Genomic DNA, 23683 nt, shown 5'->3' with positions numbered 1-23683 from the left:
TGCCTCAGTTGGCGAGCCAGCCTTCGCGCTTCAGCACTTCGCTCACCGCGGCGCCGTCCACCTCGACGGCGGATTTGAGCTCGTTACCGCTGAGATAGACAGGTGACTGCGACGTGTCTGCGAGATACTTGGCCCATTCCGGCGTTTCCGAAACCTTGCGCATCACATCCGCATAGAACTGGACGACATCCGGCTCGACGCCGCCCGGCAGCCAGACGGTGCGCGGCATCGAATAGTTGTCGATCGGAATGCCGGCTTCCTTGCAGGTCGGGATATCGCCCCAGCCCTTCTCACCGGCGACCTTGGCGTCGCTCGAAAGCTTGACGCTCTTGAAGACGCAGAGCGGCTTGACCATGGCGGCCTGCCACTGACCGAGGTTCTCGCTCGGATTGTTGACATTGGCGTCGATATGCTCGCCGGCAAGCTGAACGGCCGCCTCGCCGCCGCTCTTGAACGGGATGTAGTTGATCTTCGCGCCTGTCGCGTCGTTGATCATCGAAGTGAGGATCTGGTCGACGTCCTTCGACTGGCTGCCGCCGATCTTCAAGCCACCTTCCTTCGCCTTGGCGACGAAGTCCGCGGCGGTCGAGTAGTCGGCCTTGCCGTTGACCCAGAGAACGAATTCGTCGGATGCCAGCGCGGCAACCGGCGTCAGGTCCTCGGCCTTGTAGGGCACCTTGGCGCGAACCGGCAGCAGGTAGGCATTGTTGGTGCCGAAGGCGAGCTTATGGGCGTCGCCCTTGTAGCCGGCCGTGTAGACGAAGCCTTCCGCACCGCCGGCGCTACCTTTGTTGGTGACAACGACCGGCGTCTTCATCAGCTCGTATTTGGCGATGATCGCCTGGATGGTGCGCGCGAAAATGTCCGTGCCGCCGCCGGGGCCGGCGGTCACGACGAATTCCACCGGTCGGTTCGGCTCGAAGGCCGCGGCCGGCGCGGCAACGCCGAAGGCGGCGGCCATAATGCATGCGATAGAGACGGATTTCTTCATATCTGGTCCTCCCGTTGAGTTGGATCCCGGCGCAAGACCTCCCCTGACGCCGGTATGGCTTGAAAGCGTGCGAATTCAGGCGGCCGCCGAGAGACCCCTGTTTTTCCTCGCCATGCGGGCCGCAAGCAGAATCGCTTCACGGCTGGCGCCGACATCGGCAATGCCCTTGCCGGCAATGTCATAGGCCGTGCCGTGGGCGGGCGTGCAGAGCGGAAATGGCAGCCCGCCCATCATCGTCACGCCCTTGTCGAAGCCCATCAGCTTCATGGCGATCTGGCCCTGGTCGTGATACATCGTCAGCACCGCGTGGAAGCCTTCTTTCAGCGCCCGCACGAATACCGTGTCGGCCGGGAACGGCCCTTCGACGTTGAAGCCGAGCGCCTTGGCTTTTTCGACGGCGGGCTCGATGATGTCGATCTCTTCCATGCCGAAGCTGCCACCGTCGCCGGCATGCGGGTTGAGCCCGGCGACCGCGATCTTCGCCTCGTCATGGCCGGCATTCCTGAGGCAGGCCCGGGTCAGCTCGAGTTCGGCAACGATCCCTTCCACCGTAAGGCTCCGCGCCACCTCCGACAGCGGAATGTGCGAGGTGACGCGGGCGTTCCATACTTTTTCGAGAACATTGAACTCGCGGACCTTGCTGGTGAAGGAAAGCACATCGGCGACGAAGCGGATCTCGTCGTCATAGCCCGGATAGGCAAAGCGCATCGCCTTCTTGTTGAAGGGCGTGAAGCAGACCGCATCGGCCTTGCCGGCATGCGCCAGCTCCAGCGCCGCGCGGAAATTCCGGGTGGCGAAGGCGCCGCCGGCAAGCGTAGCCTCGCCGCGCACCACGTCGGCCGGGTCGAGATGCTTGAGATCGACGAAGAGGTGACGCGAGGTGCCGATATTATCGAACGTTTCGAGCGAGGCGGTCTCGAGATCGAGTTCGACGCCGGCGACCTTCGCACCCTCGTCAAGGATGCGGCGGTCCCCGATCGCGACAATGTGTGCCGCATAGCGGACTTCGTCGAGCGCCAGCAGCCGCGCCGTCAGTTCCGGACTGATCCCGGCCGGATCGCCCATGGCCAGCGCAATGACAGGACGTCGCCCCTTTGCTTCAGCCGCACCATTGCTCGTCATGTGAGATCTCCTCCGTCTTCCCGCGTTAATCGATGTCATACGTTATTCAAAATTCTGCATCAAGTCTTTTGTATTCTGTATGCAGCATTTTTTGTTGACGCTGGCGAAGCCTGTCTCCATGCTTGAATGAGACACCGCTGATTCAATCGAGTGGTCGTGGGAACGGAGACCGGTCACCGGCCTGAGCGCAGAACGGGAAAAATGAACGAAATCACATCATTGGAGCGGCGGCCCGAAGGCGGCCCGGGGCCGATCCGGCGCACCGCGCTGCACGACACGCTGGTCAGCCACCTGCGTGACATGATCATCGAGGGCGATCTTGCGCCCGGCACCCGCCTACACGAAGGCCAGCTTGGCGAACAGCTCGGCGTGTCGCGCACGCCGCTTCGCGAGGCGATCAAATATCTGGCGAGCGAGGGCCTGGTCGAGCTCGTGCCGAGCCGCGGCGCCGTCGTCAAGCGCTTCAGCGCCAAGGACGTCCAGGACATGTTGACGGTGCTGCGATCGCTCGAGGAACTCGCCGGCCGGCTTGCCTGCGAGGCCGCAAGCGATGCGGGGATAGCAGAGGTGCGGGCGCTGCACGACGAGATGGTCAGCCGATACAAGGCGGGCGACCGGCTGCAATATTATAAGCTGAACCAGCAGATCCACACGGCGATCGCTCAGCTTTCCGGCAATGCTGCGCTGGCCGACATGCACGGTGTGCTGCAGACGCGCCTGAAGCGCATCCGCTTCATCGGCCATGAGGGCCCGGAGAAATGGGCCGCCGCCGTCGCCGAGCACGAGGAGATGATCGCCGCGCTCGAGGCGCGCGATCAGGCGAGACTATCGGAAGTGTTGGGGCGGCACCTCACGAAGGCCTGGGAACGGGTGCGCGACTCGGTGTAGGCGCGACCAGCCGGCCGAGGTGGCGCACGCCACTTTTCAGCAAGGTTGGTTACGGTCTCCGCCGAGGTTCAGGGGATTGCCAGCAGACAGACGTAGGCTAGCACCGTCACCAGAAGGCCGCGGAAGGCGGCGATGACGAAGCGGTATTTGCTGCAGGCGATCGCCGAGAGCACGTCGGCATTGTCCACATACTGGCGAAACAGATAGCCCGAATCACCGCGGCCCGCCGCATCGATGAACTCGTCACGATGCGCGCTCCACGCACCCCAGAAGAGGGTCGTAGACGTGGCGCCCTTCCTCGGCAGAACGACGAGGATGGCGGCAATGAGCGAGAATATCGAAGCCAGTGCCATGGTGGCCGAGAATATCGCCGGCAGCATCTCGCCTTCCATGTAGCGCTGCCAAGTAAACACGTTGCGACCCTCTTCGGACGAGACCAGAAAGGCAAACATGAAGGTAAAAATATAGGCTGCCTTCTGATCGGACATCTTGATCTGATCGGAAAAGACATCATTGATCTTCTGGATGTGATCGTAATAGGCGCTCTGCGCGACCTCGTGGCCCTCTCCTTCACTTGAAGGTTCGAGCTTGTACAGGTTTCCCCCTAGATCCATGCGTGCCCCCTTGCTTCCTGTCTCCTCTTTATTACACCAGCGCGGCAATAACATATGCCCAAAACTGGGCGCTTGACTTTTCTCCCGCGCAAATCCACTGGATTCCGTGCAACGAGGGGCAATTGCACGGATGCGGCGAGGAATAACGGGGGCATTGCTGATCGCAATGGCGCTTTTTGCGCCATGGTCGGCTCTTGCCGAGCCGGTGCCGCGAAATCAGCCGGCCGCAGGGTCCGTCATTGCTCGCAAGTCCGGCGAGGAGGTGCGATTCGTCGACATCTCGAACTGGCGCTTCGTCGACCTTGCCCAGGACCTGCTTCCGGGCGACGTGCTGCGCACCAACGCCACCGGCGCGCTCGCCGTGCTCTTTCGGGACCATACGCAGATCCGGCTCGGGCGTAACACCGCCCTGCGGGTCAAGCAGATCGGCGGAGGCGACACGAGCCTCGAGCTCCAATCGGGGTCGATCTGGGCGCGCGCCGAACGCGGCGGCGAAGGTCTGGTGATCGACACGCCGGCCGCCGCAGCCGCCATCCGCGGCACCGACTGGACCATGACCGTCGGGGGCGATGGCAGGACCTCGCTCACCGTACTCGAAGGCGTCGTCGAGCTCAGCAACGCCTTCGGCAGCGTCACGGTGAAGCAGGGCGAAGGTGCGGTGGCCGCTATTGGCAGCGCGCCGACGAAGATCGTAATCGTCACGCCGAAGGACCGCGAGCAGATGCTCTTCCATCTGTCGCTGCGCGACGCCTTCGCCTGGATGCCGGCAACGCACCTCAGCGCCCCGGAGATGCGCCGTCAACGCGCGCGGATCGAAGCCCGGGCGGAAGCCTCCCGCTCGGCCGAGGACTGGTTGACGCTTGCCGAAATCTATCTCTCCCTCAATGGCCGCGTCAAAGCTCAAGCGGCACTAGCGGAGGCGAGCCGGCGTGGACTTTCCGGCTCTCAACGCCCGCGCGCCGACCTCATTCGTGCATTGATCGCCGGCTCCTCGAACCAGTTTGAAGAGGCAGCCCAGCTTTTCGCGAAGGCCGAGCGCGGGCTCGACGCGAGCCGCCGTACAATTGCGTCCTATGGCGGCTATTTTGCTCGCGGCCTTGCCGATCCCGACCGGGTCGAGGAGCCGCCGCGCGCTGCTGCCGGCCGCTATGCAGGCATCGCGCAGGCCTGGACCGCCGGTTTCCGGGAAGACATCCCCGCCGCCATCGCGGCGGTCAGAAAGGCCGAGCAGAGATATCCCGACGACCCGACCCTGCCGGCGGCGCGGGCGCTGCTCGCGCTCTTGCTCGACGATCGTGACGAACTTCGAGATGCTGTCGAGCGGGCGCTTGCGATCGATCCTGAGGATCCGACCGCGCTCGATGCCCGCGCGCACTATCGCTATCACCTCGCGAATGATCTCGACGGTGCGCTTGCCGATCTCAACAAGGCCTTGAAGACTGCCCCCGGTTCGTCCACCACATGGAATTTCTTGGGGCTCGTTCAGGGTGCGCGCGGCGACAACCGTGCCGCCGAGGCAGCATTCAAGGAAGCAATTGCGCTGGACCCGCTGGACCCCGTCGCCCATGCGAATCTCGCGATCCAGTACATGGATGAGATGCGGATGGCCGAGGCGAGGCGCGAGATCGACACGGCGCTTTCCGTCGATCCTTCCTTCGACGTCGCCCTGGTGGCGCGCGGCCGCTACCACCTGCAGAACGGTGAGGTCGACAAGGCGGTCGAAGACCTGCTGGCCGGCTCAACGGCCAATCCCGCCTATTCCAACGCACAGCTCCTGCTCGCGGCCGCGCATTATGAAAAGGGCGACCGCATTCCCGGCGCCCAGGCACTGGACAATGCCGACAGGCTGGACCCTAACGATGCTGTCGTGGCAACGGTCAGAACTGCCATCGCCATCGACGCCTATGACGCTGACGCGGCCATCCGCAACGCTCAGGAAGCGATGCGCCGCACCCGGGCGCGCGGCGGCGATACGGCGGCGCTCGGCGCCAACCAGGAGGCCGGCTCGACGCTCAACGACGCGTTCCGGCTGCAGGGGCTAGACGCCTGGGGGCAATATTACGGCGATGCTGTGTTCGACCCCTTTACTGGGGCGAGCTACGTGGACCAGGCTGTACGAGGCAGCGTCAATCCCTTCTTCAACAATTACGATTTCGCCGCCAACGCGATCACCAACACCGTCAATACCACGAGCTTCTCCGCTCTGATCCAAGGGCTGCTGATCGAACCGCACATGCTCGCCAGCCGCGAACGGACGGTCAATTTGCTGCACTCGCCGTTCTTTGAAGCGGAGCTCGGCGGCGGGTTTACGGCAAGTCAGGGCCAAGTGGGCTGGATCGGCGAAGCGGCCGTTGGGGGATTTACAGTTTCTCCGTTTCCGATCAGCTTCTCCGGCACCTTCCAATGGGAAGAGCCGCGCGATACGGTCGACCTGGGTAGCGGCCTGCAGCTGGACCGTGAGTTACGCTTGAGCGGCGGTAACGGCTATCTCACCGCGACGCCATCTCCAGACGACCGAGTCGTCGCGTTCTTGAACATGGCAGAGGTCGACGACAGCCGAAATATTTTCGACATTCCGAACCCGCGCCTTTTTCCGTTTTTTAGCGACATCCTGAATGAGTATTCCGCCTCGAGTCTCAACTCCGGCGTCGCCTGGAGCCACACATTCGGGTACCAAAACGTTGCAAACGCCGCCTTCTTTTTCAGCGACAGAGAGATCGATGAGACCTCGCGGACCGTTTTCTCGGACATCCCCTTCATTGATCTTACATACTTTAGGAGTGAGCAACACGAAACGAGCTATATCGGAGCGCTGAACCACCTTTACGGAGACGGGAACTTCACTTGGCGTTACGGCATCGAAGGCGGCGCCGTAATATCGAAAGAGAAGGCCGAACGTTACGATCTCATCGATTCAATACCATTCACCTCCGCTAGCTCATCCGCCACTGTAGGAGTCATGAAGGCTTATATCGACGGGCTCTATGAGATTACGCCTGATCTGAAGGCCGAAGGCGCGTTGTTTGCCCGCTACATCGAGGGTGTGAACGACAACCACGTTCGTCTCGAACCGAAGCTCGGTATCGCGTGGGCACCGGCCGAGGGCCATTGGCTGCGCGCCGCCGTACAGCGCGAAGGCTATAGCTTCGGCGCGGCCACGCTTGCCCCGGTCGGCATCGTCGGGCTGCAGCCCAATCAGTTCCTCATCGGGACTGAGGGGTATGCCGACACGCTCGCTCTCCGGTGGGATGCCGAATGGAACGACTGGCTCTTCACAGCGGTTGACTATCAGCATCAGGAAATCCGCGACGGCTCGATCGATCTGCCGTTCTCGACGACGGACTTTGATTTCGACAAAGCCAGGATCGACCGCGTCGCATTGACCGCCAACCTGGCGCTCGGCCATGGCCTCGGCCTTTCCGCGACTGTGGCCCGCACGGAAAGCGAGGACCTCTCGTCAGGCAGCAGTGGCGACCTTCCATTTCTGCCGGAAAGTTCTGGTCAAGTAGCGCTGACCTGGGTCAACACCGCGAATATCAAGACGACGGTGGCGGCAAACTACATTGGCGAGCGCTCGGAAGGTTCCATAACGCACGACGACTTCTGGACCCTAGACGCCGCCCTGCAATGGGAGCCTTTCGACAAGCGCTTCGAAGTCGAGCTCGCCGGTTTCAACCTGCTCGATGAGGAATTCGAAGTGCGTAATGGCCTTCCCGGCTGGGGTCCCACCGTCAAAGGCACCGTCAAAGTGCGGTTCTGATGCACGCCCCTCGCCCCGCACCTGCCCGTCACCGCGTCTCCGCAGCCGTCGACCGCATTCGTCATTCCCCGCGGCGAGCCAAGCTTACCGCCCTGACCGCCTTCGTCGCCGTCCTCGTCTCGCTTGCCTCGCTGACCGGCTCATGGTCGCTCGCCGACCTGCGCGCCTACGACTATCTCTCGATCATCGGCCGACCCGCGCTCCCCGAGGACGGGCCCATCATCGTCGCGATCGACGAGCCGTCCATGGCCGAGATCGGCAGCCAATGGCCCTGGCCGCGCGCCCTGCACGCCCGGCTGATCGAGGCATTGAGGAAAGCCGGCGCGCGGGCGATTGCGATGGACGTCATCTTCGCCGAGCCTTCCGCCGATCCGGAATACGACAGGGCATTGGCCGAGGCTCTCGGGCCGGACGTGGTGCTGGCCGGCGACCAGACGCTGATCCAGACGCCGCAGGCCGAACAGTTCGTCCGCACCGAACCGCTCCCCCTTTTCACCGAGAGAGGCGCGAAAGTCGGCATCGCCTCGGTCAATCTGAGCGGCGACGGCACGCTGAGGCAGATCCCCTCCTATGCGGATGGCTTCGCCGTGACGCTTGCGAGCGTCGCCGGAATGAATCCGGAGCCGCCACAGCGGCAGACCTTGATCCAGACCTTCGGCCCGGCGCGCACCTATCCGACAGTTTCCTATTACCAGGCGCTCGATCCCGAAAATTTCCTGCCGGAGGACACCTTCCGCGACCGTGTCGTCATCGTCGGCTTGAGCCTGCAGAACGCCCCGTCGATCGCCGACGGCGGCGTCGATGCCTTCGCCACCTCCGATACGGTCTTTTCGCGCGGGCTGGTCGCCGGCGCGGAGATCCAGGCGACGATCTACGACAATCTCGTTCACCGGCTCGCCATCGAAATAGCGGGCACGCCTGTTTCCATACCGGCAATCCTCCTCGCTGCGCTGGCCGCAGCGCTTGTCGTCTTCAAAGCGACCAGTTGGAGGTCGTTCGGCTACGGGGCCTTCGCGCTTGCACTGATCTTACTCGCAAGCTACGGCCTGATGCGCTTCGGCCATCTGTTCGTCTCGCCGCTCGGTCCCGGCCTTGCCTTCCTCGGTGTTGCGGTCGGCCAGGCGGGCATCGACTATGCCGAGGAGCGCCGCCGCCGCCGCGAGATCACCCGCGCCTTCTCGCAATATCTCTCGCCGGCGCTCGTCGAGCGGCTGGCGCACGACCCGTCGCAGTTGAAGCTCGGCGGCGAGAGGCGGACGCTGACGATCCTCTTCTGCGACGTCCGAGGCTTCACGACGATTGCCGAAGACATGAAGGACGACCCGGAGGGGCTGACGACGCTCGTCAACCGGCTGCTGACGCCGCTCTCCGAGGCGGTGCTGAACCAGGGCGGCACGATCGACAAATATATCGGCGATTGCCTGATGGCCTTTTGGAACGCCCCGCTCGACGATTCCGATCACGCCCTTCACGCCGTCGCCGCGGCCCGCGACATGCTCGCCGCGCTTGCCCGCGTCAATGCTGAGCTCGGGGCCGAGGCCAGGGCGGCCGGGCGCCAGCCGAAGATGCTTCGTATCGGCATCGGCATCAATACGGGCGAATGCGTCGTCGGCAACATGGGCTCCGCCCGCCGCTTCGACTATTCGGCGCTGGGGGACGCGGTCAATCTAGCCTCGCGCCTCGAGGGCGCCTCGAAGGACTATGGTATCCCGCTGCTGCTCGGCGAGCGGACGGCCGCAGTCGTGGCCGGCGATTTCCCGGTCGTCGAGATCGATCGCATCACCGTCAAGGGACGGAGCACGGTCTCGCCCGTCTTCACGCTGGCCGAGGGTGCCTCCGAAGCCGCGCTTGCCCGGCATCTCGCCTATATCGAGGCGAAGTACCGCGACGCGGGCAGCATCGACGCGGCGCAGTTCGACGAGCTGAAGTCGACGCTGCCGTCGCTCGAGCCCTATTACGAACGGGAGCGCGAGCGACTCCGCTCTGCCTAGAGCGAATTCCGATCAGATTGGAATGGCATGATACCCCCTCTGCCCTGCCGGGCATCTCCCCCACAAGGGTGGAGATCGGCAACTGGCAATGTCCCGCCCTATCAAAATCCAATGCATGGACTTACAGGTGCCTTGATTTCGGCATGCACAGGTTGGGGCGTGGGACAGAGCGGCGTTTCCAGCCAATCTCCCCCCTTGTGGGGGATGCCCGGCAGGGCAGAGGGGTGCCTCCGATCACAGCAAAGACCTGATCGGGCCTTGCTCTAAGGATCGTGCCCGGCCGGGAACACTTTGAACGGATGGAACACCCGAAATATTACAGATATTTCATAAACCCAGACCGCTAACAGAATTTACATGGGAAGATGCGACTCAAAGACCATTCATTGTCAAAATAATTTCGCCATTTGATGGTACGCCAGTCCGGAATTGGACAAAATTTTGGCAGATCACGCCCACGAAACTTTATTTATTGTTAATGTGATTTACAGCATCCCGGGGTCTATTCTTTTTCTCGAGGCTGAATACTGCCGGCGACCGAAGGGATCGCGACGCGACGGTATGAGACAGCCCCGGTCGGAAGCTCGTCGCTTCCCCAGTTCAAGGAGACGCAAACATGCGCTCGCTCATCACAACTTCCGCCATCGCCGCCCTCGCGCTGTCGCTCGCCGCAGGCGGCGCCTTTGCCGCCAGCCGCCACGAGGGTACGACGTCGACCGGCCCTGAGAACGGCGACTATTATCAGGGAATATTCGGCAACGACGATGTGGCTCCTCCCGCCCCGGATGCCCGGCCGATGACCTCCGCTGTCGTCGTTCAGCAGCCGCGCCTCGCCACTATCCTCCACGAACTTCACGCCGCCAATCATCGCATGGATGCCGAGCGCGCCTCCGGCAAGCTCGGCCCCGTTGCCTTCAACAGGCTGCGTCGCGAGGAAAGCGGCATCCGGGCCGACGCAACCGAGGTAGCGGCAATGCATCATGGCATGATACCGACCTCGGCCTATGCGCAATTGCAGCGGGACGTACGCCGGCTCGACTGGAATATCGCCCGGTCGGCCTGATTGCCTGACGCACTTGCGAAATTGCCTGGCATAGCAACCCGCCGGGCCGCTTCTTGGGAAGCGGCCCGGCTTCTTTTCGTCTTCAGGCAGCGCCAAGACGCCGGATATTGCCAGCAAGCTCATTGGAAAGCCTCAGCGCCGCCGCGGTCGCGCCGACGATCTGCGGCAGGAGCAACCATTCGAGCGTCCAGGCGGAACCGGAGCGCTCCTGCTCGTGGACAAGAGCCTGATGGATACCGGAGATCTGCGTCGCATTGAAGCGCGCCAGTGTCACCAGCACCTCGGCGGCGACCGGATTCTGCTTGTGCGCCATGGCGGAGGACGAGCCGCCGCCGGCCAGTACGATCTCGTCGCCCGCCTGCGCCATCAGGGCGATGTCCTGGCCGAACTTGCCGAGGCTGCCGGTGATCAGCGAAAGCAGATGGGCGAAATCGGCGATCGCCGATCGCTGGCTGTGCCATTGCGGACAGTCGATCAGCGCCAGTTCCTCCGCAAGCGTCGCACGGACCGCGTCCGCCTTGTCCTTGAGCTTGTCGAGCGTGCCGGCCGCACCACCGAATTGCACCGCGAACAGGTCGATATCCATGGCGTCGAGCCGGTCCTGGTGGTCGAGCAGCGGCTCGATCCAGGTCCGCATCCGATCCGCCACGGTAATTGGAATCGCTGCCTGCATGCGCGTGCGCCCCATCAGCGGGCGCTCCCCCCATTGCCGGGCGGCCTCCTCCAACATCGCGGCGATCTCGCCAAGGCGGCCGGAAAAGAGCTCGCCGATCGCTTTGAGGCGCAGCATCAGGCTGGTGTCGATGACATCCTGGCTCGTGGCGCCGTAGTGCACATGCTCCGCCGCCGCTTCGCCGGCGGCGCGCCGCAATTGGCGGACGAGTTCCGGCACGGCGACACCGTCGACAGCCAGTCCGCGCCGCAAGGCCGCGACATCCGGGGAAAAGGCCCGGCATGCCTCGGTGATCCGGTCGGCCGCCGCAGCTGGAATCACGCCGTGCTGCGCCTCGGCCCGCGCCAGCGCCGCCTCGAACGCCAGCATGGCGCGAATTTCCGCAGCCGCGGAAAACTCCGCCGCAACCGCCTCGTCGCCAAGCAGGCCGGAAAGATAGGGATGATCAAAGGCCGAATAGGTCATTCCACGTCTCCTGGATCTGGCCTCCCCGGAACAGGGAGACGCCGAAAGGCGCGCGGCAACGCGGATGGGTCGCCAATGATCACATGTCCAGGAAGACCGTTTCCTTCTCCCCCTGGAGATGAATATCGAAGAGATAATTAGGCGCCTGGCCGCCGGCGACAAGCGTCTCGGCCCGGTGGCGATGCTCGATCCGCTGAAGCAACGGATCCTCGGCGTTCGCGGCCGCCTCGTCGGGGAAGTAGAGGCGCGTGTGGAGCCCGATATTGATGCCGCGCGCCACGATCCACAAGGTGATGTGCGGCGCCATCAGGCGGCCGCCCTTGAACGGAACGCGGCCGGGCTTGACTGTCTCGAAAACGAAAGTGCCGTCCTCGGCGCTCGTCGGGCCGCGGCCCCAGCCGGTGAAATTCGGGTCGGCGGCACCGCGCGTTTCCGAAGGCGAATTGTAGAGACCCGCGGCGTCCGCCTGCCAGATTTCGATGACCGCGTCCTTGAGCGGCGCGCCCGCGCCGTCGATCACCCGGCCGGTCACCGTGATGCGTTCTCCAAGCGTCTCGTCGTTGACCATCACCGACCCGAGGTCGCGCTCGAAGACGCCGGAAATGCCGCCGAAATTCGGCGTCAGGCCGATGTGAACGTAGGGCCCGGCCGTCTGCGAGGCGGTTTCCTTGAGGTGGCCCAGTTCCTGCACCATCGTTACCTCCCTCAATTGCCTTCCGGCCGGTTCTCGAAGAACGTCGAGCGGCGGCCGCGCAGCACGATGTCGAACTTGTAGGCCCGCGAATCCATCGGGATGGTGTTCGCCCAATCAAGCGGCGCGATCAATTGCTCGATCGCCCGCCGGTCGGGGATCGTGCCGACGATCGGACATTTCCAGATCATCGGGTCGCCCTCGAAATACATCTGGGTGATCAGCCGCTGCGCAAAACCGTGGCCGAAGACCGAGAAATGGATATGGGCCGGCCGCCAGTCGTTGACGCCGTTCGGCCAGGGGTAGGCTCCCGGTCGAATGGTCCGGAAAACATAGTAGCCGTTCTCGTCGGTGATCGTCCGGCCGCAGCCGCCGAAATTCGGATCGAGGGCCGCAAGATAGCTTTCCTTCTTGTGACGGTAGCGCCCGCCGGCATTCGCCTGCCAGAATTCGAGAAGGGCGCCCGCGACAGGACGGCCGCGCTCGTCCAGCACCCGGCCGTGGACGATGATGCGCTCGCCGATGGCGCTTTCGCCGGGCTTGGCGAAATTGTGGATCAGGTCGTTGTCGAGTTCGCCGATGATCGAATGGCCGAAGACCGGACCGGTAATCTCGGAAATCGTGTTGTCGAGCGAAAGCAGCGCCTTTCGCGGCGAACGCAGCACCGAGGTCTTGTAGCCGGGCGCGAAGGCCGGCGGGTGCCAATCCCGGTCGCGCTGGAAAAAGGCGCCCGTTTCGGGTCGGCGATTTTCTGTGTCGGACATCGTCACTCCCCCTGCCTTGCGGCATCCATTTCGCAAAACACCTGCTTGGCGATCTTGATGGCATGGTTGGCGGCCGGCACGCCGGCATAGATCGCCACATGCAGCAGCGCCTCGCGGATGTCCTCGCGCGTCGCCCCCGTGTTGGCCGTGGCGCGGACATGCATCGCCACCTCCTCGTCCTGGCCGAGAGCCGCCAATAGCGCGATGGTGACGATCGACCGCTCGCGCTTCGTCAGGGCGGGGCGCGACCAGACATGCCCCCAGGCCGCCTCGGTGATCAGTTCCTGGAACGGCTGGTCGAATTCCGTCGTGTTGGATTCGGCACGGTCGACATGCTTGTCGCCGAGGACGGCGCGGCGCGTCGCCATTCCCTGTCGATAGCGGTCGGAGGGTGCGGAGCTGTCAATCATGGGACTCTACTCATCGGGTTGTTTTCAGGCAGGGACTTGAAGAAGCTCAGGAGCGTCTTGGTCAGCGCCTCCGGCTGCTCGACACAGGGTATGTGCCCGGCGTCGGGGATCACTTCGAAGCGCGCGCCGGGGATGAGGTCGGCCGTCGAGCGCACCAGATCGGGCGGCGTCGAACCGTCCTGGTCGCCGACGACGCAGAGCACCGGCACGGCGATCCTCCTGGCGGCCTCGGTGTAATCGGCGTCGCAGATTGCCGCGCAGGTGCCGACGTAACCCGGCACCGGCTGGCGGATCAGCATGTTCCGGTAGCAGGCGAAGGCAACGTTCTCGGGCCGGCGGAAAGCCGGCGTGAACCAGCGCTCGAGCACACCGTCGGCGACCGCCTCGATACCGTGGGCCTCGATCGCCGCGATGCGGGCGCCCCACATCTCGGCCGTGCCGATCTTGTGCGCCGTATCGGCAAGCACGAGCGCCCGCACCAGATCGGGGCGGCGCTGGTACAGCGATTGCGCGATGAGGCCGCCGACCGAAAGCCCACAGATGATGGCGCGCTTGACGGCGAGTCGGTCGAGAAGCCCGGCAAGATCGGTCGCGTGGTCCTCGATCGAATAGGGCACCTGGCCGATGTCCGAGAGGCCGTGGCCGCGCTTGTCATAAAGGACGACGGCAAATTGATCGGACAGACGGTCGGCGACGTCGCCCCAGATGCGAAAATCCGTGCCGAGCGAATTGATGAAGACAAGCACCGGTTTTTCGGCAACTGCCCCGATCAACCGATAGTGGATGGCGATATCGTTCATACGGGTGAATTGCACGGTAGCTCTCCTCCCCACCAAATTGGCCATTTCATCTGGTTAGGTAAAATGATATTTTGCGCCGATCCATTAACTCCTGAGTTATGTTTCCGATGATCGACGCGCGCATCAAGTTTCGTCATCTGCAGACATTTGTCGAGGTCGCGCGGCAGAAGAGCGTCGTGAAGGCCGCCGATCTCCTGAATGTCACGCAGCCGGCGGTCACCAAGACGATCCGCGAGCTGGAGGAGGTCCTCGGCGTCTCGGTCTTCGAGCGCGACGGGCGCGGCATCAAGATCACCCGCTACGGCGAGGTCTTCCTGCGCCACGCCGGCGCGGCGCTGACGGCGCTCCGGCAGGGCCTCGATTCCGTCTCCCAGGAGCGCTCCGGCGACGGGCCGCCGATTCGCATCGGGGCGCTGCCGACAGTCTCGACGCGCATCATGCCGCGCGCCATGGCGCTTTTCCTCGATGAGAAGACCGGCGCCCGCATCAAGATCGTCACCGGCGAGAATGCGGTGCTATTGGAACAGCTTCGCGTCGGCGATCTCGACCTGGTCGTCGGCAGGCTCGCCGCGCCCGATCGAATGACGGGATTTTCCTTCGAGCATCTCTATTCCGAACAGGTGGTCTTCGCCGTGCGCGCCGGCCATCCGCTGCTGTCCGGCAAGCAGTCGGTGTTCGCACATCTTGGCGACTATCCCGTGCTGATGCCGACGCGTGCCTCGATCATCCGCCCCTTCGTCGAGCGGTTCCTGATCGCCAACGGCATTGCCGCCCTGCCGAACCAGATCGAGACAGTCTCCGATTCCTTCGGCCGCGCCTTCGTCCGTTCGAGCGACGCCATCTGGATCATCTCCAACGGCGTCGTCGCCACCGACATCGAGGACGGTCTGCTGGCGGCCTTGCCGATCGATACCAGCGAGACGAAGGGACCGGTCGGCCTCACCATGCGCACCGACGCGATCCCGTCGCTGCCGCTGTCGATCCTGATGCAGACCATCCGCGAGGCGGCCGAGGCTGCGATGGCCAAGGGCTGATCACCCGGCGACAGGGGCAGATCACCATAGTTTCCGCAAGCAAGCCCGCTGCCGGAGTGGCGAGCGGAAAAGCTCGCGCACGTCACCGCGGCGGCCTCAATACCCCCTCGCCGCCCCGGCGCCGATGCGGCTGTCGGCGGCGCCGTTGAAGCGGGCGCCGCCGCCGGCCCCGATCTCGCTCAAGCTCTCGCCGCCGACGAGGATGCCGGTCGCCTGGCCCCAGATCGTCCAGCTTTTGTCGATCGCCACATCATGGCCCATGGCCGAGAGCAGCTTCAGCGTGTCCGGCGAAAGCGCATAGGGCTCCATGAACACCCTGTCGGGCAGCCATTGGTGGTGGAGGCGCGGCGCGTCGACGGCCTCCTGGATGTTCATGCCGTGGTCGATGACGTTGAGGATCGCCTCGAGCGTGATGGTGATGATGCGCGCGCCGCCGGGGCTGCCGATCACCATGAAGGGCTTGCCGTCCTTGGAAATGATCGTCGGGCTCATCGAGGAGAGCGGCGTCTTGCCGGGGGCGATCGCGTTCGCCTCGCCCTGCACGAGGCCGTAGAGATTGGCCGCGCCCGGCTTGGCGGTGAAGTCGTCCATCTCGTTGTTGAGCAGGATGCCGGTCCCGGGCGCCACCACGCCGGCGCCGAAGGAGCCGTTCAGCGTGTAGGTGACGGCGACCGCATTGCCCTCGTCGTCGATGATCGAATAGTGCGTCGTTTCCTTGCTCTCACCGAAACCCGCCGGCATCAGCGCCTCGGAGACGCCGGCCTTGAACGGGTCGATCTTGTCGCGGATCGCCTTGGCATAGGCCTTGTCGACGAGCTTGGCGACGGGATTCTCGACGAAGTCCGGGTCGCCGAGCGCGGTGTTGCGGTCGACATAGGCGTGCCGCATCGCCTCGATCATCGCATGCACCGTCTCGGCCGAGCCGTAGCCGAGATAGGAGATCGGATAGCCTTCGAGGATGTTGAGGATCTCGCAGATGATCACGCCGCCCGACGAAGGCGGCGGCGAGGAGACGATGTCGTAGCCGCGGTAATTGCACGTCACCGGCTCGAGCTCGCGCACGGCATATTGCTCGAAATCCTTCTTGGACAGAATGCCGCCCTTCTCCGCACTCGCCTTGACGATCTGGTCGGCGATGGCGCCCTTGTAGAAGGCGTCCGGCCCCTTTTCGGCGATGCTTGAGAGCGACGCGGCAAGATCCGTTTGCACCAATTTCTCGCCGACCGCGAAGGCCTTTCCGTCCGGCTTCAGGAAGATTGCGGCGGCGGCCGGATCCTTGGCAAGCCGCTCGGTCTTGCCGTCAAAAGAATCGGCGTCACCCTGTTCGAGCACGAAGCCTTCGCGCGCCAGGGTGATCGCCGGCTCGATCAGCTCCTTCAGCGGCCGCGTGCCGTAGCGGCTGCGAGCGAATTCGAAGCCCGCCACCGGGCCCGGTACGCCGACGGCGAGATAACCGTTTGTGCTCAGCCCTTTGACGAGCTCGCCCTTGTCGTCCTGGTACATCGTCTTGGTGGCGGCGAGCGGGGCGCGCTCGCGGAAATCGAGAAATGTCGTCCTGCCGTCCTTGAAGCGGATGGTCATGAAGCCGCCGCCGCCGATATTGCCGGCGGTCGGATAGACGACCGCCAGCGCATAGCCGACCGCAACCGCCGCATCGACGGAATTGCCGCCCTTCTTCAGCACTTCGACGCCGATGTCGGAGGCGAGATGTTGAGCGGTGACCACCATGCCATGTTCGGCCTTGACCGGCTCCGGCGAGGCCGCCCACGCCAGTTGCGGCGAGGCCGTGGTGCATGCAAGCAAAAGAGCGAAGGACAGGCTTTTCAGGGCGGAACTGCGCATGCTCTTCCTCCAGATCAATTATATTTCAACCGGGACTACTGCATCAAAAAACGGAAAGTGTCGCCGCGGCTCAATCGCCGGAATAGCGTTCCTCGCGCCACGGATCGCCGCGCATATGATAGCCGTTCCGCTCCCAGAAGCCGGCCGTGTCGCGACTGCGAAAATCGATCCGCGTCAGCCATTTGGCGCTCTTCCAGAGATAGAGGTGCGGGACGATGAGGCGCATCGGCCCGCCATGCGGTCGCGTGATCGGCGCGCCTTCCCAGGCGGTTGCGAGGATCGCGGCTTCGGCGGCGAAGTCGGCAAGCGGCAGGTTGGTCGTATAGCCGTCGACGCTCGACAGCATGACATATTCGGCTTCCGGCTTCGGCGCGGCCAGGTCGAGAAGATCGCGCGTTGCAACGCCTTGCCAGCGATTGTCATAACGCGACCAGGTCGTCACGCAGTGGATATCGGAGAGGCTTTCCGTTTGCGGCAGTGACTGGAAAGCCTTCCAGTCGAGCGAGAGCGGATGTTCGACGGCACCGGTCACGTCGAGCCGCCAGGTCTCGATGGCGACATGCGGTTGCTGGCCGAGATCGAGAACCGGCCAGTCCTTGACGAGATGCTGGCCGGGCGGCAGTCGCTCGCTCTCGGGCCGCGCCAGGCGCCCGGTCAGGAACTTGCCGTCCGCCGCCCAGCGCCGTTTGGTTGAGGTGAGTTTCGTCTCCGGTACCGGTTCGTCATTGTCCATGATGCACCCGCCGTCGCTTCCTCAAGTTGTGGCGATTTGAGGCCTGAAAGGCCGCCGCGTCAAGCGACCGCTTGGAGCGAACGGACGACTACTCCCATCGAGCTAGCTCGAACGGATAGTTCGATTGACTATCGGGACCTCCCATGACAGTCTTTGCTGCAGCGCAGCAATGCGCGACACTTTCGTATGATCGCCCTGCTTGGTGGAGGTTTCACTCTGTTGCGGCTGGATGAACACGGTTTCGGCTCCATCCTCCGGATCGCGCCGGTCCCCGGGGTGCCGCCGGAGTGCGGCCCGATATCGCAGGTTGCGCCGGCTCGCTGCCGGCCGACCCAACAATTGCCGTCATTCTGGCGTTGATGCGTTCGGCTTCACCCGTTCCGGTGATGCGTCAGCGGTCACGGCGAAAACGTCTCTATGAAGGAGAACAGCGTATGAAGGTTCTGTTTGCCGGCGGAAACGGTTATTATCCCGAGTTCAGCGGCGGCGTTCAATCGAGCACGCACCACCTTGTCCAGCAATTGCGCGAGCGTGGCCACGAGGCTGGCGTTCTGGCCGCCCTGTTCGGCGACGGGATGTTCGGCTTCAAGCAGCGTGTCAAGCTTAAGTTGTCCTCAGAGCGCGGCGTGATGGACAGCTTTCCCGGCTATCCGGTCGTTCGCGCCTGGCATCCATGGGAGGCCGCGGCCTTCGCGGTGAAGAAGCTGCAGCCCGACGTGGCCGTTGTGCAGTGCCACAAATCCGTGCCGATCGGCAAGGCGCTGCAGGTTCATAACGTGCCGCTGGTCATCTATCTCAGAAACGTCGAGTTCCACGAACTCGCCGGCGATTTGCGCGAGCTGACCTCGGCCTATTACATCGCCAATTCGGAATTCACCGCCCGGGCCTACAAGCAGAAATTCGGCATTGATTCGGTGGTGATCCCCCCGACCATCAATCCCGAAACCTATACGACCCGGACGACGGGCGAATACGTGACCTTCATCAATCCCTACAAGGAGAAGGGCTTCGAGCTGGCGGTCCAGATCGCCGGCCAGTGCCCCGACATTCCCTTCCTCTTCGTCGAAAGCTGGAAGCTTGCCGACGACCATCGGGCGGAAATCGAGAAGATCATTGCGCCGCTCGGCAATGTGCGGCTGGAAAACCGCACCAGCGACATGAAGACCGTCTACGGTCGGACGAAGATCCTGCTTGCGCCGAGCAAATGGGAAGAGGCTTGGGGACGGGTGGCGTCCGAGGCCCATTGCAGCGGCATCCCGGTCGTCGGCTCGCGGCGTGGCGGATTGCCGGAGGCAATCGGCGAAGGCGGTATCGTCCTCGACTATGACGCGCCGCTCGACGACTGGACCGGCGCCATCCGCAGGCTGTGGAGCGACGAGGCCGAATATGGCCGGCTGTCGCAAGCCGCCTCGACCTTTGCTGAGCGCCCGCTCATGCAGCCGGCCCGCCAGTTTGCGGCCTTCCTCGAAGTGCTGGAACGCGCCGCCGCGAGCCGCCCCGCGCAACTCAAGGCCTCTTGAGACGGCATGCGGGTCGGATTCGTCGTCGGTCAGTTTCCGATGCTGTCGGAAACCTTCGTCATCGGCCAGATGGCCGGTCTGTTGCGGCGCGGCTTCAAGGTCGAGGTCGTCTGCAACGGTATTTCGGACTACAATTTTGCGGACCGCCAGCAGGAACCGCTTGCGACCCTGCTGGCCCGAACCCGTGACTGGTGGGGCGCCGCGGCGCGGTTTCGTCCGACCATCGGCCGGCTGCCGCCGAAGCTCTACGACAAGGCCTCCACCGCGCTCGACATGTCGTCGGTCGCAAGGCTGAACGAGTGCGACGTCATCGTCGCCCATTTCGGCCACAATGGCGCCCGCGCCGCGCGGCTCAAGAAATGGAAGCGGCTCAAGCCGCCGATCGTGACGATCTTCCACGGCTACGACGTCGGCGTACCGCTCAAGGAGCGAGGCCTCGGCCGCTACACCGACCTGTTCGAGCATGGCGCTCTGAACCTGACGGTGAACGACTATTTTCGCCGCGTGCTCATCGGGGCCGGAGCGCCGGAGGCAAAGGTCGCCGTCCATCATATGGGGATCGACCTCAAGAAGATCCCCTATGAATGGAAATCCTGGCGCGGCGCGACGCTGCAGCTGATTTCGGTTTGCCGGCTCGCCGAGAAGAAAGGCGTGGAATTCGCCCTTCGCGCCCTCGGCAGGCTGCGCATCGACGCGCCGGAACTCGACTGGCGCTACACGATCATCGGCGACGGACCGCTGCGGTCGCAACTCGAGACGCTTGCAGCCGAGCTCGGCATCGCCGGGCAGGTTTCCTTCCTCGGCGGCCTCCCCCACGAGGAGGTCAAACAATGGCTGCGGCGCTCACACGCCTTCGTGCTGCCGAGCGTCACCGCGACGAACGGCGATGTCGAAGGGATACCGGTGGCGCTGATGGAGGCGATGGCGGCCGGGCTGACGGTGGTCAGTTCCACCCATTCGGGAATTCCCGAACTGATCGAGGACCGGAAGACGGGCTTCCTCGCCGCCGAAAAGGACGTCGAGACGCTGGCGGGCCGGCTGCGCTTCATCGCCGAGCGCCCGGATGAATGCGAGCACATCGCCCGGGAGGCGCGCCGAAAGGTCGAGGCCGAGTTCGACATGCAGGCGCTCGACGACGATTTCGCCGGAATTCTCAGCCGGTTCGCCCGTGCGGGATGAGGAAAACCATGCGCAGTTTTCCGCCTGCATCCCGCTCTAATCTCTAGAATCGATTACGAGGCAGTCGCTTGAACAAGGAAACCATTCAGTTCGGCCGCGTCGCCCTTCGCGGCGGGCTGGTGACTGGCGGCGCGCAGGTCGTGCGCATGGTCATCCAATTCGTCTCGGTCGTGGTGCTCGCCCGCCTGCTCGCGCCGGAGGATTTCGGCCTCGTCGCCTCGGTCAGCCCGATCGTCGCCTTTGTCGGGCTTTTCCAGAATCTCGGCCTGCAGCAGGCGGTCATCCAGCGCAAGGAGATCGGTGAGAGGGAACTGAACCAGGTCTTCTGGATCAGCACGCTCGTCGGCCTCGTCTGCACTCTCGTCGTCGTCGCCCTTTCCCCCGCCATTGCCGCTTTCTACGGCGACCAGCGGATGACGGCGATCGCGATTGCCGCAGCCCTGCCGCTTCTGCTCGGCAGCCTCGCAGCGCTGCCGCTTGCCTTGATGAACCGGCATTTGCAGTTCGGCAAACTGGCGCTCAACGACGTGTATGCGGCCGTCGTGGGGCTCCTGGTCACCGCCACCGCCGCCTATTTCGGCATGGGCTACTGGTCGCTGGTGATCGGCCCGGCGGCGTCGGCCGCCGTCGCACTGCTCGCGGCCTGGTGGGCGACGCGATGGATGCCCGGCCGGCCGGCGTTCCGGATCGATCGCGACATCATCTCCTTCGGCGCCAATCTCACCGGCTTCAACCTCGTCAATTTCTTCTCGCGCAATCTCGACAACATCCTGATCGGCAAGTTCTCCGGTCCGGTCGAGCTCGGCTACTACGACCGCGCCTACAAGCTTCTGCTCTTCCCGCTGCAGAACATCACCCAGCCGCTGTCGCGCGTGATGATCCCGCTGATGAGCCGCATCCAGGAGGACAAGGCGCGGTTTCGCGATATCTACATGCGGACCAACTGGCTGCTGGCGGCGGTCACCATGCCGGGGATTGCGGCGCTCACCTGCGCCGCGGAGCCGACCGTCAGCCTGCTCTTCGGCGACCAATGGCTGCCGGTCGCGCCGATCTTCGCCTGGCTCGGGGTCGCCAGCCTCATGCAGCCGGTTTCGAGCACCACTGGCTGGATCTTCATCTGCCAGGGCGAGACGAAGACGATGTTCCGTTGGGGGATCTATTCGTCGCTGACGACGGTGCTTTCCTTCGTCGCCGGCCTGCAATGGGGTGCGATCGGCGTCGCAGCCGCCTATGCGATCAGCGGCTACGTCCTGCGCGTCCCGGTCCTCGCCTGGCTCCTGCAGCGGGTCGGGCCGGTGTCGGCCAGAGATTTCCTCTACGTGCAGGGCCTGTTTGTCGTTTCGGCGCTCGCCGCCTGGTTCGGCTACCGGCTGTTGCCGGCAGCCGTAACCGGCTCCTCGGACCTCCTGGCGCTTGCCTGCGCCGTCTGTCTCAACTACGGGCTGGCGCTCCTGTTCGCGCTGGCCCTACGCCAGCCGCGCCAGGTCCTGTTCGGTATCCTCGCGAAGGGAATGAGCGCCGTTCGCCGATGACTTCGCCATCAGCGGGCGGATAAGGTCCGCCGCCGACATCGCCGAGGCATGCTCCTCGAGCACCGCCCTGAGGCTGACCGAGCGATAGCGGTCGAGATCGCCGGCGAACCGATCGAGCTTGGCGAGCGCCTCCTCGGGCGTCACCGTGTCGATGTCGAGAAGGACATCGTCGACGCCGATGCGCTTGGCGACTTCCTTGGTCTTGAACTCGTAGGCGATCGGCAGCACCGGCGTGCCGACGCAAAGCGACATGATCATCATGTGCATGCGCGTCGCCACGACGAAATCGAGTTCCTTGGCGATCGCCATCAACTGTTCCGGCGAATGGAACGACGCATCGACGGTGACGTGCTTGGCGATTTCGGGCGCCAGGCCCGAGACGATCAGGTTTGCCGTCTTCGAATCGTCATGGGCATATTCCGGTACGCCCTGGCAGGTCGAAATGAAGGTGACCTGCTTTCCCTGGTCACGCACCAGCTTCGTCGCGATGTCGCGCACCGAGTCGATATAGCGCCCCATCCCGCCGTCGCCGCCCTGGACGTAGTGCCAGTGCCGCACCGATATGCCGACGCGGCCCGTCGGTGCCGGCCGGCCGATCGTCAAGAGCGCCTTGATCCGCTCCACATCGGCGAGCGCAAAGACCGAATCGGCCACGACGTGGCACTTCGACGGATCGTCGACGAGATCGAGCATATGGTCGCGCGAACGAACGTCGCGCAACAGGATCAGCGGACTGCGGGCGAAGATCGGCGGCAGGTTCCGGCGGTTGTAGGGCTTCGCGAAGGGACCGAGCGACTGCGTGAAGAAGATCGTCTTCTTGCCGAGCATCTCGGCAAGCTTGAACTGGTTGATGCGCCGTTCGAGCGAATAGTTTTCGACGAGATAGGTGCCGCCGGTGGTGATCACCATATCGGCGTCCTTATAGAGCGCCAGGCTCTTGCGGTCCGCGTCGCTGAAGAAACGCCTGTCGAGATAGTTGCCGCTTCCGAGGTGACGCAGGGCTTGGAACACCGCCTGGTTATAGACCTGCTTCAAGGCATTCTTGACGGTATTGTCATCGTATTTGTACTTGAAGATCGATTCCGACGGCAGTTTCCTGAGTTCGATGTCCGGATACTGTTCCTTCGGATAGAGCCGCGCCGCGACTTCCGGCTGACTGTCGAACACCAGGAATTCCAGCTTTTCTTTCGCCACCGATTTCAGGATATGCCTGATCGCGAACAGAATGGCCGCATCGCCTGTGTTCAAGCATACGGTATTCTCGACTACAACTTTCATGGTCCGTCGTCCCCGTGTGTAAAGCCTTGCAGACATGGGAGGAATGTCGCCGGCTTGCCGCTTGGAAGAGGTGTCGTCCGCATCCCACGGACAACCCGCAATAGCCTTCTGTCGCGAAGTTTTGGTGAATTCATGGCCGTGCGGCGATGCGGCGTCTATTCGCCGCCGCATCCGGGCGGCACCGACGTGACACCCTTGCGCCGGATGCCGCCTTTCGATTTCCGCGTGGCCTGATTCAGCCTACGACGCCTTCGCCTCGCGCCGCCGGGCGGCGCGGGCTTTGGCGTATCGGGAGAGGCCGATCTTGATGGCGACGAGCAGCGGCGCGGCGAT

Annotated in this window: 19 protein-coding genes; 8 read left to right on the top strand and 11 right to left on the bottom strand. The window is 63.8% G+C overall.

Features of this window, described 5'->3' with window-relative positions; translation table 11 throughout:
• Positions 1 to 4 precede the first annotated feature (4 nt).
• Both N181_RS18455 and N181_RS18450 read right to left on the bottom strand, forming a co-directional pair.
• On the bottom strand, positions 5 to 991 hold the full coding sequence (locus tag N181_RS18455) for a tripartite tricarboxylate transporter substrate binding protein (protein ID WP_037428349.1): 987 nt from the start codon (positions 989 to 991) through the stop codon (positions 5 to 7).
• A 75-nt stretch (positions 992 to 1066) separates the two neighbouring features.
• A complete protein-coding gene (locus N181_RS18450; RefSeq protein WP_037428347.1) occupies positions 1067 to 2113 on the bottom strand; it encodes a 4-hydroxythreonine-4-phosphate dehydrogenase PdxA in 1047 nt (348 codons plus the stop codon).
• Between the two features lie 201 nt (positions 2114 to 2314).
• Here N181_RS18450 and N181_RS18445 point away from each other — a divergent pair, with 201 nt between their 5' ends.
• Positions 2315 to 3001 (top strand): GntR family transcriptional regulator, encoded by a 687-nt coding sequence (locus tag N181_RS18445; protein WP_037435118.1) that lies wholly within the window; start codon positions 2315 to 2317, stop codon positions 2999 to 3001.
• Between the two features lie 68 nt (positions 3002 to 3069).
• Here N181_RS18445 and N181_RS18440 read toward each other — a convergent pair whose 3' ends face one another.
• Positions 3070 to 3615 (bottom strand): Pycsar system effector family protein, encoded by a 546-nt coding sequence (locus N181_RS18440; protein WP_037428342.1) that lies wholly within the window; start codon positions 3613 to 3615, stop codon positions 3070 to 3072.
• A gap of 130 nt (positions 3616 to 3745) precedes the next feature.
• Here N181_RS18440 and N181_RS18435 point away from each other — a divergent pair, with 130 nt between their 5' ends.
• The 3 genes from N181_RS18435 (at position 3746) to N181_RS18425 (ending at position 10429) form a co-directional block, all read left to right on the top strand.
• Positions 3746 to 7375, top strand: coding sequence for a FecR domain-containing protein (locus N181_RS18435; protein WP_037428340.1), 3630 nt, complete (start codon positions 3746 to 3748; stop codon positions 7373 to 7375).
• On the top strand, positions 7375 to 9366 hold the full coding sequence (locus N181_RS18430; RefSeq protein WP_050994572.1) for a CHASE2 domain-containing protein: 1992 nt from the start codon (positions 7375 to 7377) through the stop codon (positions 9364 to 9366). Before N181_RS18435 ends, N181_RS18430 begins: the two co-directional genes overlap by 1 nt.
• A 616-nt stretch (positions 9367 to 9982) precedes the next feature.
• Positions 9983 to 10429, top strand: a complete 447-nt coding sequence (locus N181_RS18425; RefSeq protein WP_014331236.1) for a hypothetical protein — start codon at positions 9983 to 9985, stop codon at positions 10427 to 10429.
• Positions 10430 to 10511: 82 nt separating this feature from the next.
• On the opposite strand, the gene N181_RS18420 is transcribed toward N181_RS18425, so the two are convergent.
• From N181_RS18420 to pcaD, 5 genes are all read right to left on the bottom strand, one after another.
• A complete protein-coding gene (locus N181_RS18420; RefSeq protein WP_037428337.1) occupies positions 10512 to 11567 on the bottom strand; it encodes a 3-carboxy-cis,cis-muconate cycloisomerase in 1056 nt (351 codons plus the stop codon).
• 79 nt (positions 11568 to 11646) lie between these two features.
• On the bottom strand, positions 11647 to 12261 hold the full coding sequence (gene pcaG / locus N181_RS18415) for a protocatechuate 3,4-dioxygenase subunit alpha (RefSeq protein ID WP_037428335.1): 615 nt from the start codon (positions 12259 to 12261) through the stop codon (positions 11647 to 11649).
• An 11-nt stretch (positions 12262 to 12272) separates the two neighbouring features.
• Positions 12273 to 13022, bottom strand: coding sequence for a protocatechuate 3,4-dioxygenase subunit beta (gene pcaH / locus N181_RS18410; protein ID WP_037428333.1), 750 nt, complete (start codon positions 13020 to 13022; stop codon positions 12273 to 12275).
• Positions 13023 to 13024: 2 nt separating this feature from the next.
• A complete protein-coding gene (gene pcaC, locus N181_RS18405; protein ID WP_014331232.1) occupies positions 13025 to 13432 on the bottom strand; it encodes a 4-carboxymuconolactone decarboxylase in 408 nt (135 codons plus the stop codon).
• Complete coding sequence (gene pcaD / locus N181_RS18400; protein WP_037428331.1) at positions 13429 to 14247, bottom strand: 3-oxoadipate enol-lactonase; 819 nt, start codon at positions 14245 to 14247, stop codon at positions 13429 to 13431. Before pcaD ends, pcaC begins: the two co-directional genes overlap by 4 nt.
• 92 nt (positions 14248 to 14339) lie before the next feature.
• Between pcaD and pcaQ the strand changes: the two genes are divergently transcribed.
• Positions 14340 to 15266 carry a pca operon transcription factor PcaQ gene (pcaQ, locus tag N181_RS18395; protein ID WP_037428360.1) on the top strand — a complete coding sequence of 309 codons (927 nt, stop codon included), beginning with the start codon at positions 14340 to 14342 and terminating at the stop codon, positions 15264 to 15266.
• A gap of 96 nt (positions 15267 to 15362) precedes the next feature.
• On the opposite strand, the gene ggt is transcribed toward pcaQ, so the two are convergent.
• Both ggt and N181_RS18385 read right to left on the bottom strand, forming a co-directional pair.
• On the bottom strand, positions 15363 to 17108 hold the full coding sequence (gene ggt / locus N181_RS18390) for a gamma-glutamyltransferase (protein ID WP_060563645.1): 1746 nt from the start codon (positions 17106 to 17108) through the stop codon (positions 15363 to 15365).
• 70 nt (positions 17109 to 17178) lie between these two features.
• Positions 17179 to 17841, bottom strand: coding sequence for a sulfite oxidase-like oxidoreductase (locus N181_RS18385; RefSeq protein ID WP_037428318.1), 663 nt, complete (start codon positions 17839 to 17841; stop codon positions 17179 to 17181).
• A 434-nt stretch (positions 17842 to 18275) separates the two neighbouring features.
• On the opposite strand from N181_RS18385, the gene N181_RS18380 reads away from it, so the two are divergent.
• The 3 genes from N181_RS18380 to N181_RS18370 all read left to right on the top strand — a co-directional run bounded on the left by N181_RS18380 (position 18276) and on the right by N181_RS18370 (position 22072).
• Entirely contained in the window at positions 18276 to 19361 is a 1086-nt protein-coding gene (locus N181_RS18380) for a glycosyltransferase (protein WP_037435135.1), read from the top strand.
• Positions 19362 to 19367: 6 nt separating this feature from the next.
• A complete protein-coding gene (locus N181_RS18375) occupies positions 19368 to 20540 on the top strand; it encodes a glycosyltransferase (protein WP_037428306.1) in 1173 nt (390 codons plus the stop codon).
• A 68-nt stretch (positions 20541 to 20608) separates the two neighbouring features.
• Positions 20609 to 22072, top strand: a complete 1464-nt coding sequence (locus tag N181_RS18370) for a lipopolysaccharide biosynthesis protein (protein ID WP_060563644.1) — start codon at positions 20609 to 20611, stop codon at positions 22070 to 22072.
• On the opposite strand, the gene N181_RS18365 is transcribed toward N181_RS18370, so the two are convergent.
• Positions 22007 to 23350, bottom strand: a complete 1344-nt coding sequence (locus N181_RS18365) for a polysaccharide pyruvyl transferase family protein (protein ID WP_037428299.1) — start codon at positions 23348 to 23350, stop codon at positions 22007 to 22009. The two genes, N181_RS18370 and N181_RS18365, sit on opposite strands and share 66 nt — an antisense overlap.
• Between the last annotated feature and the right edge of the window lie 333 nt (positions 23351 to 23683).

This window comes from Sinorhizobium fredii USDA 205 (genome assembly GCF_001461695.1).
Taxonomy (GTDB): domain Bacteria; phylum Pseudomonadota; class Alphaproteobacteria; order Rhizobiales; family Rhizobiaceae; genus Sinorhizobium; species Sinorhizobium fredii.
The sequence above is the reverse complement of the archived record's forward strand: the minus strand, read 5'-3'. Positions and strand labels throughout refer to the sequence as shown.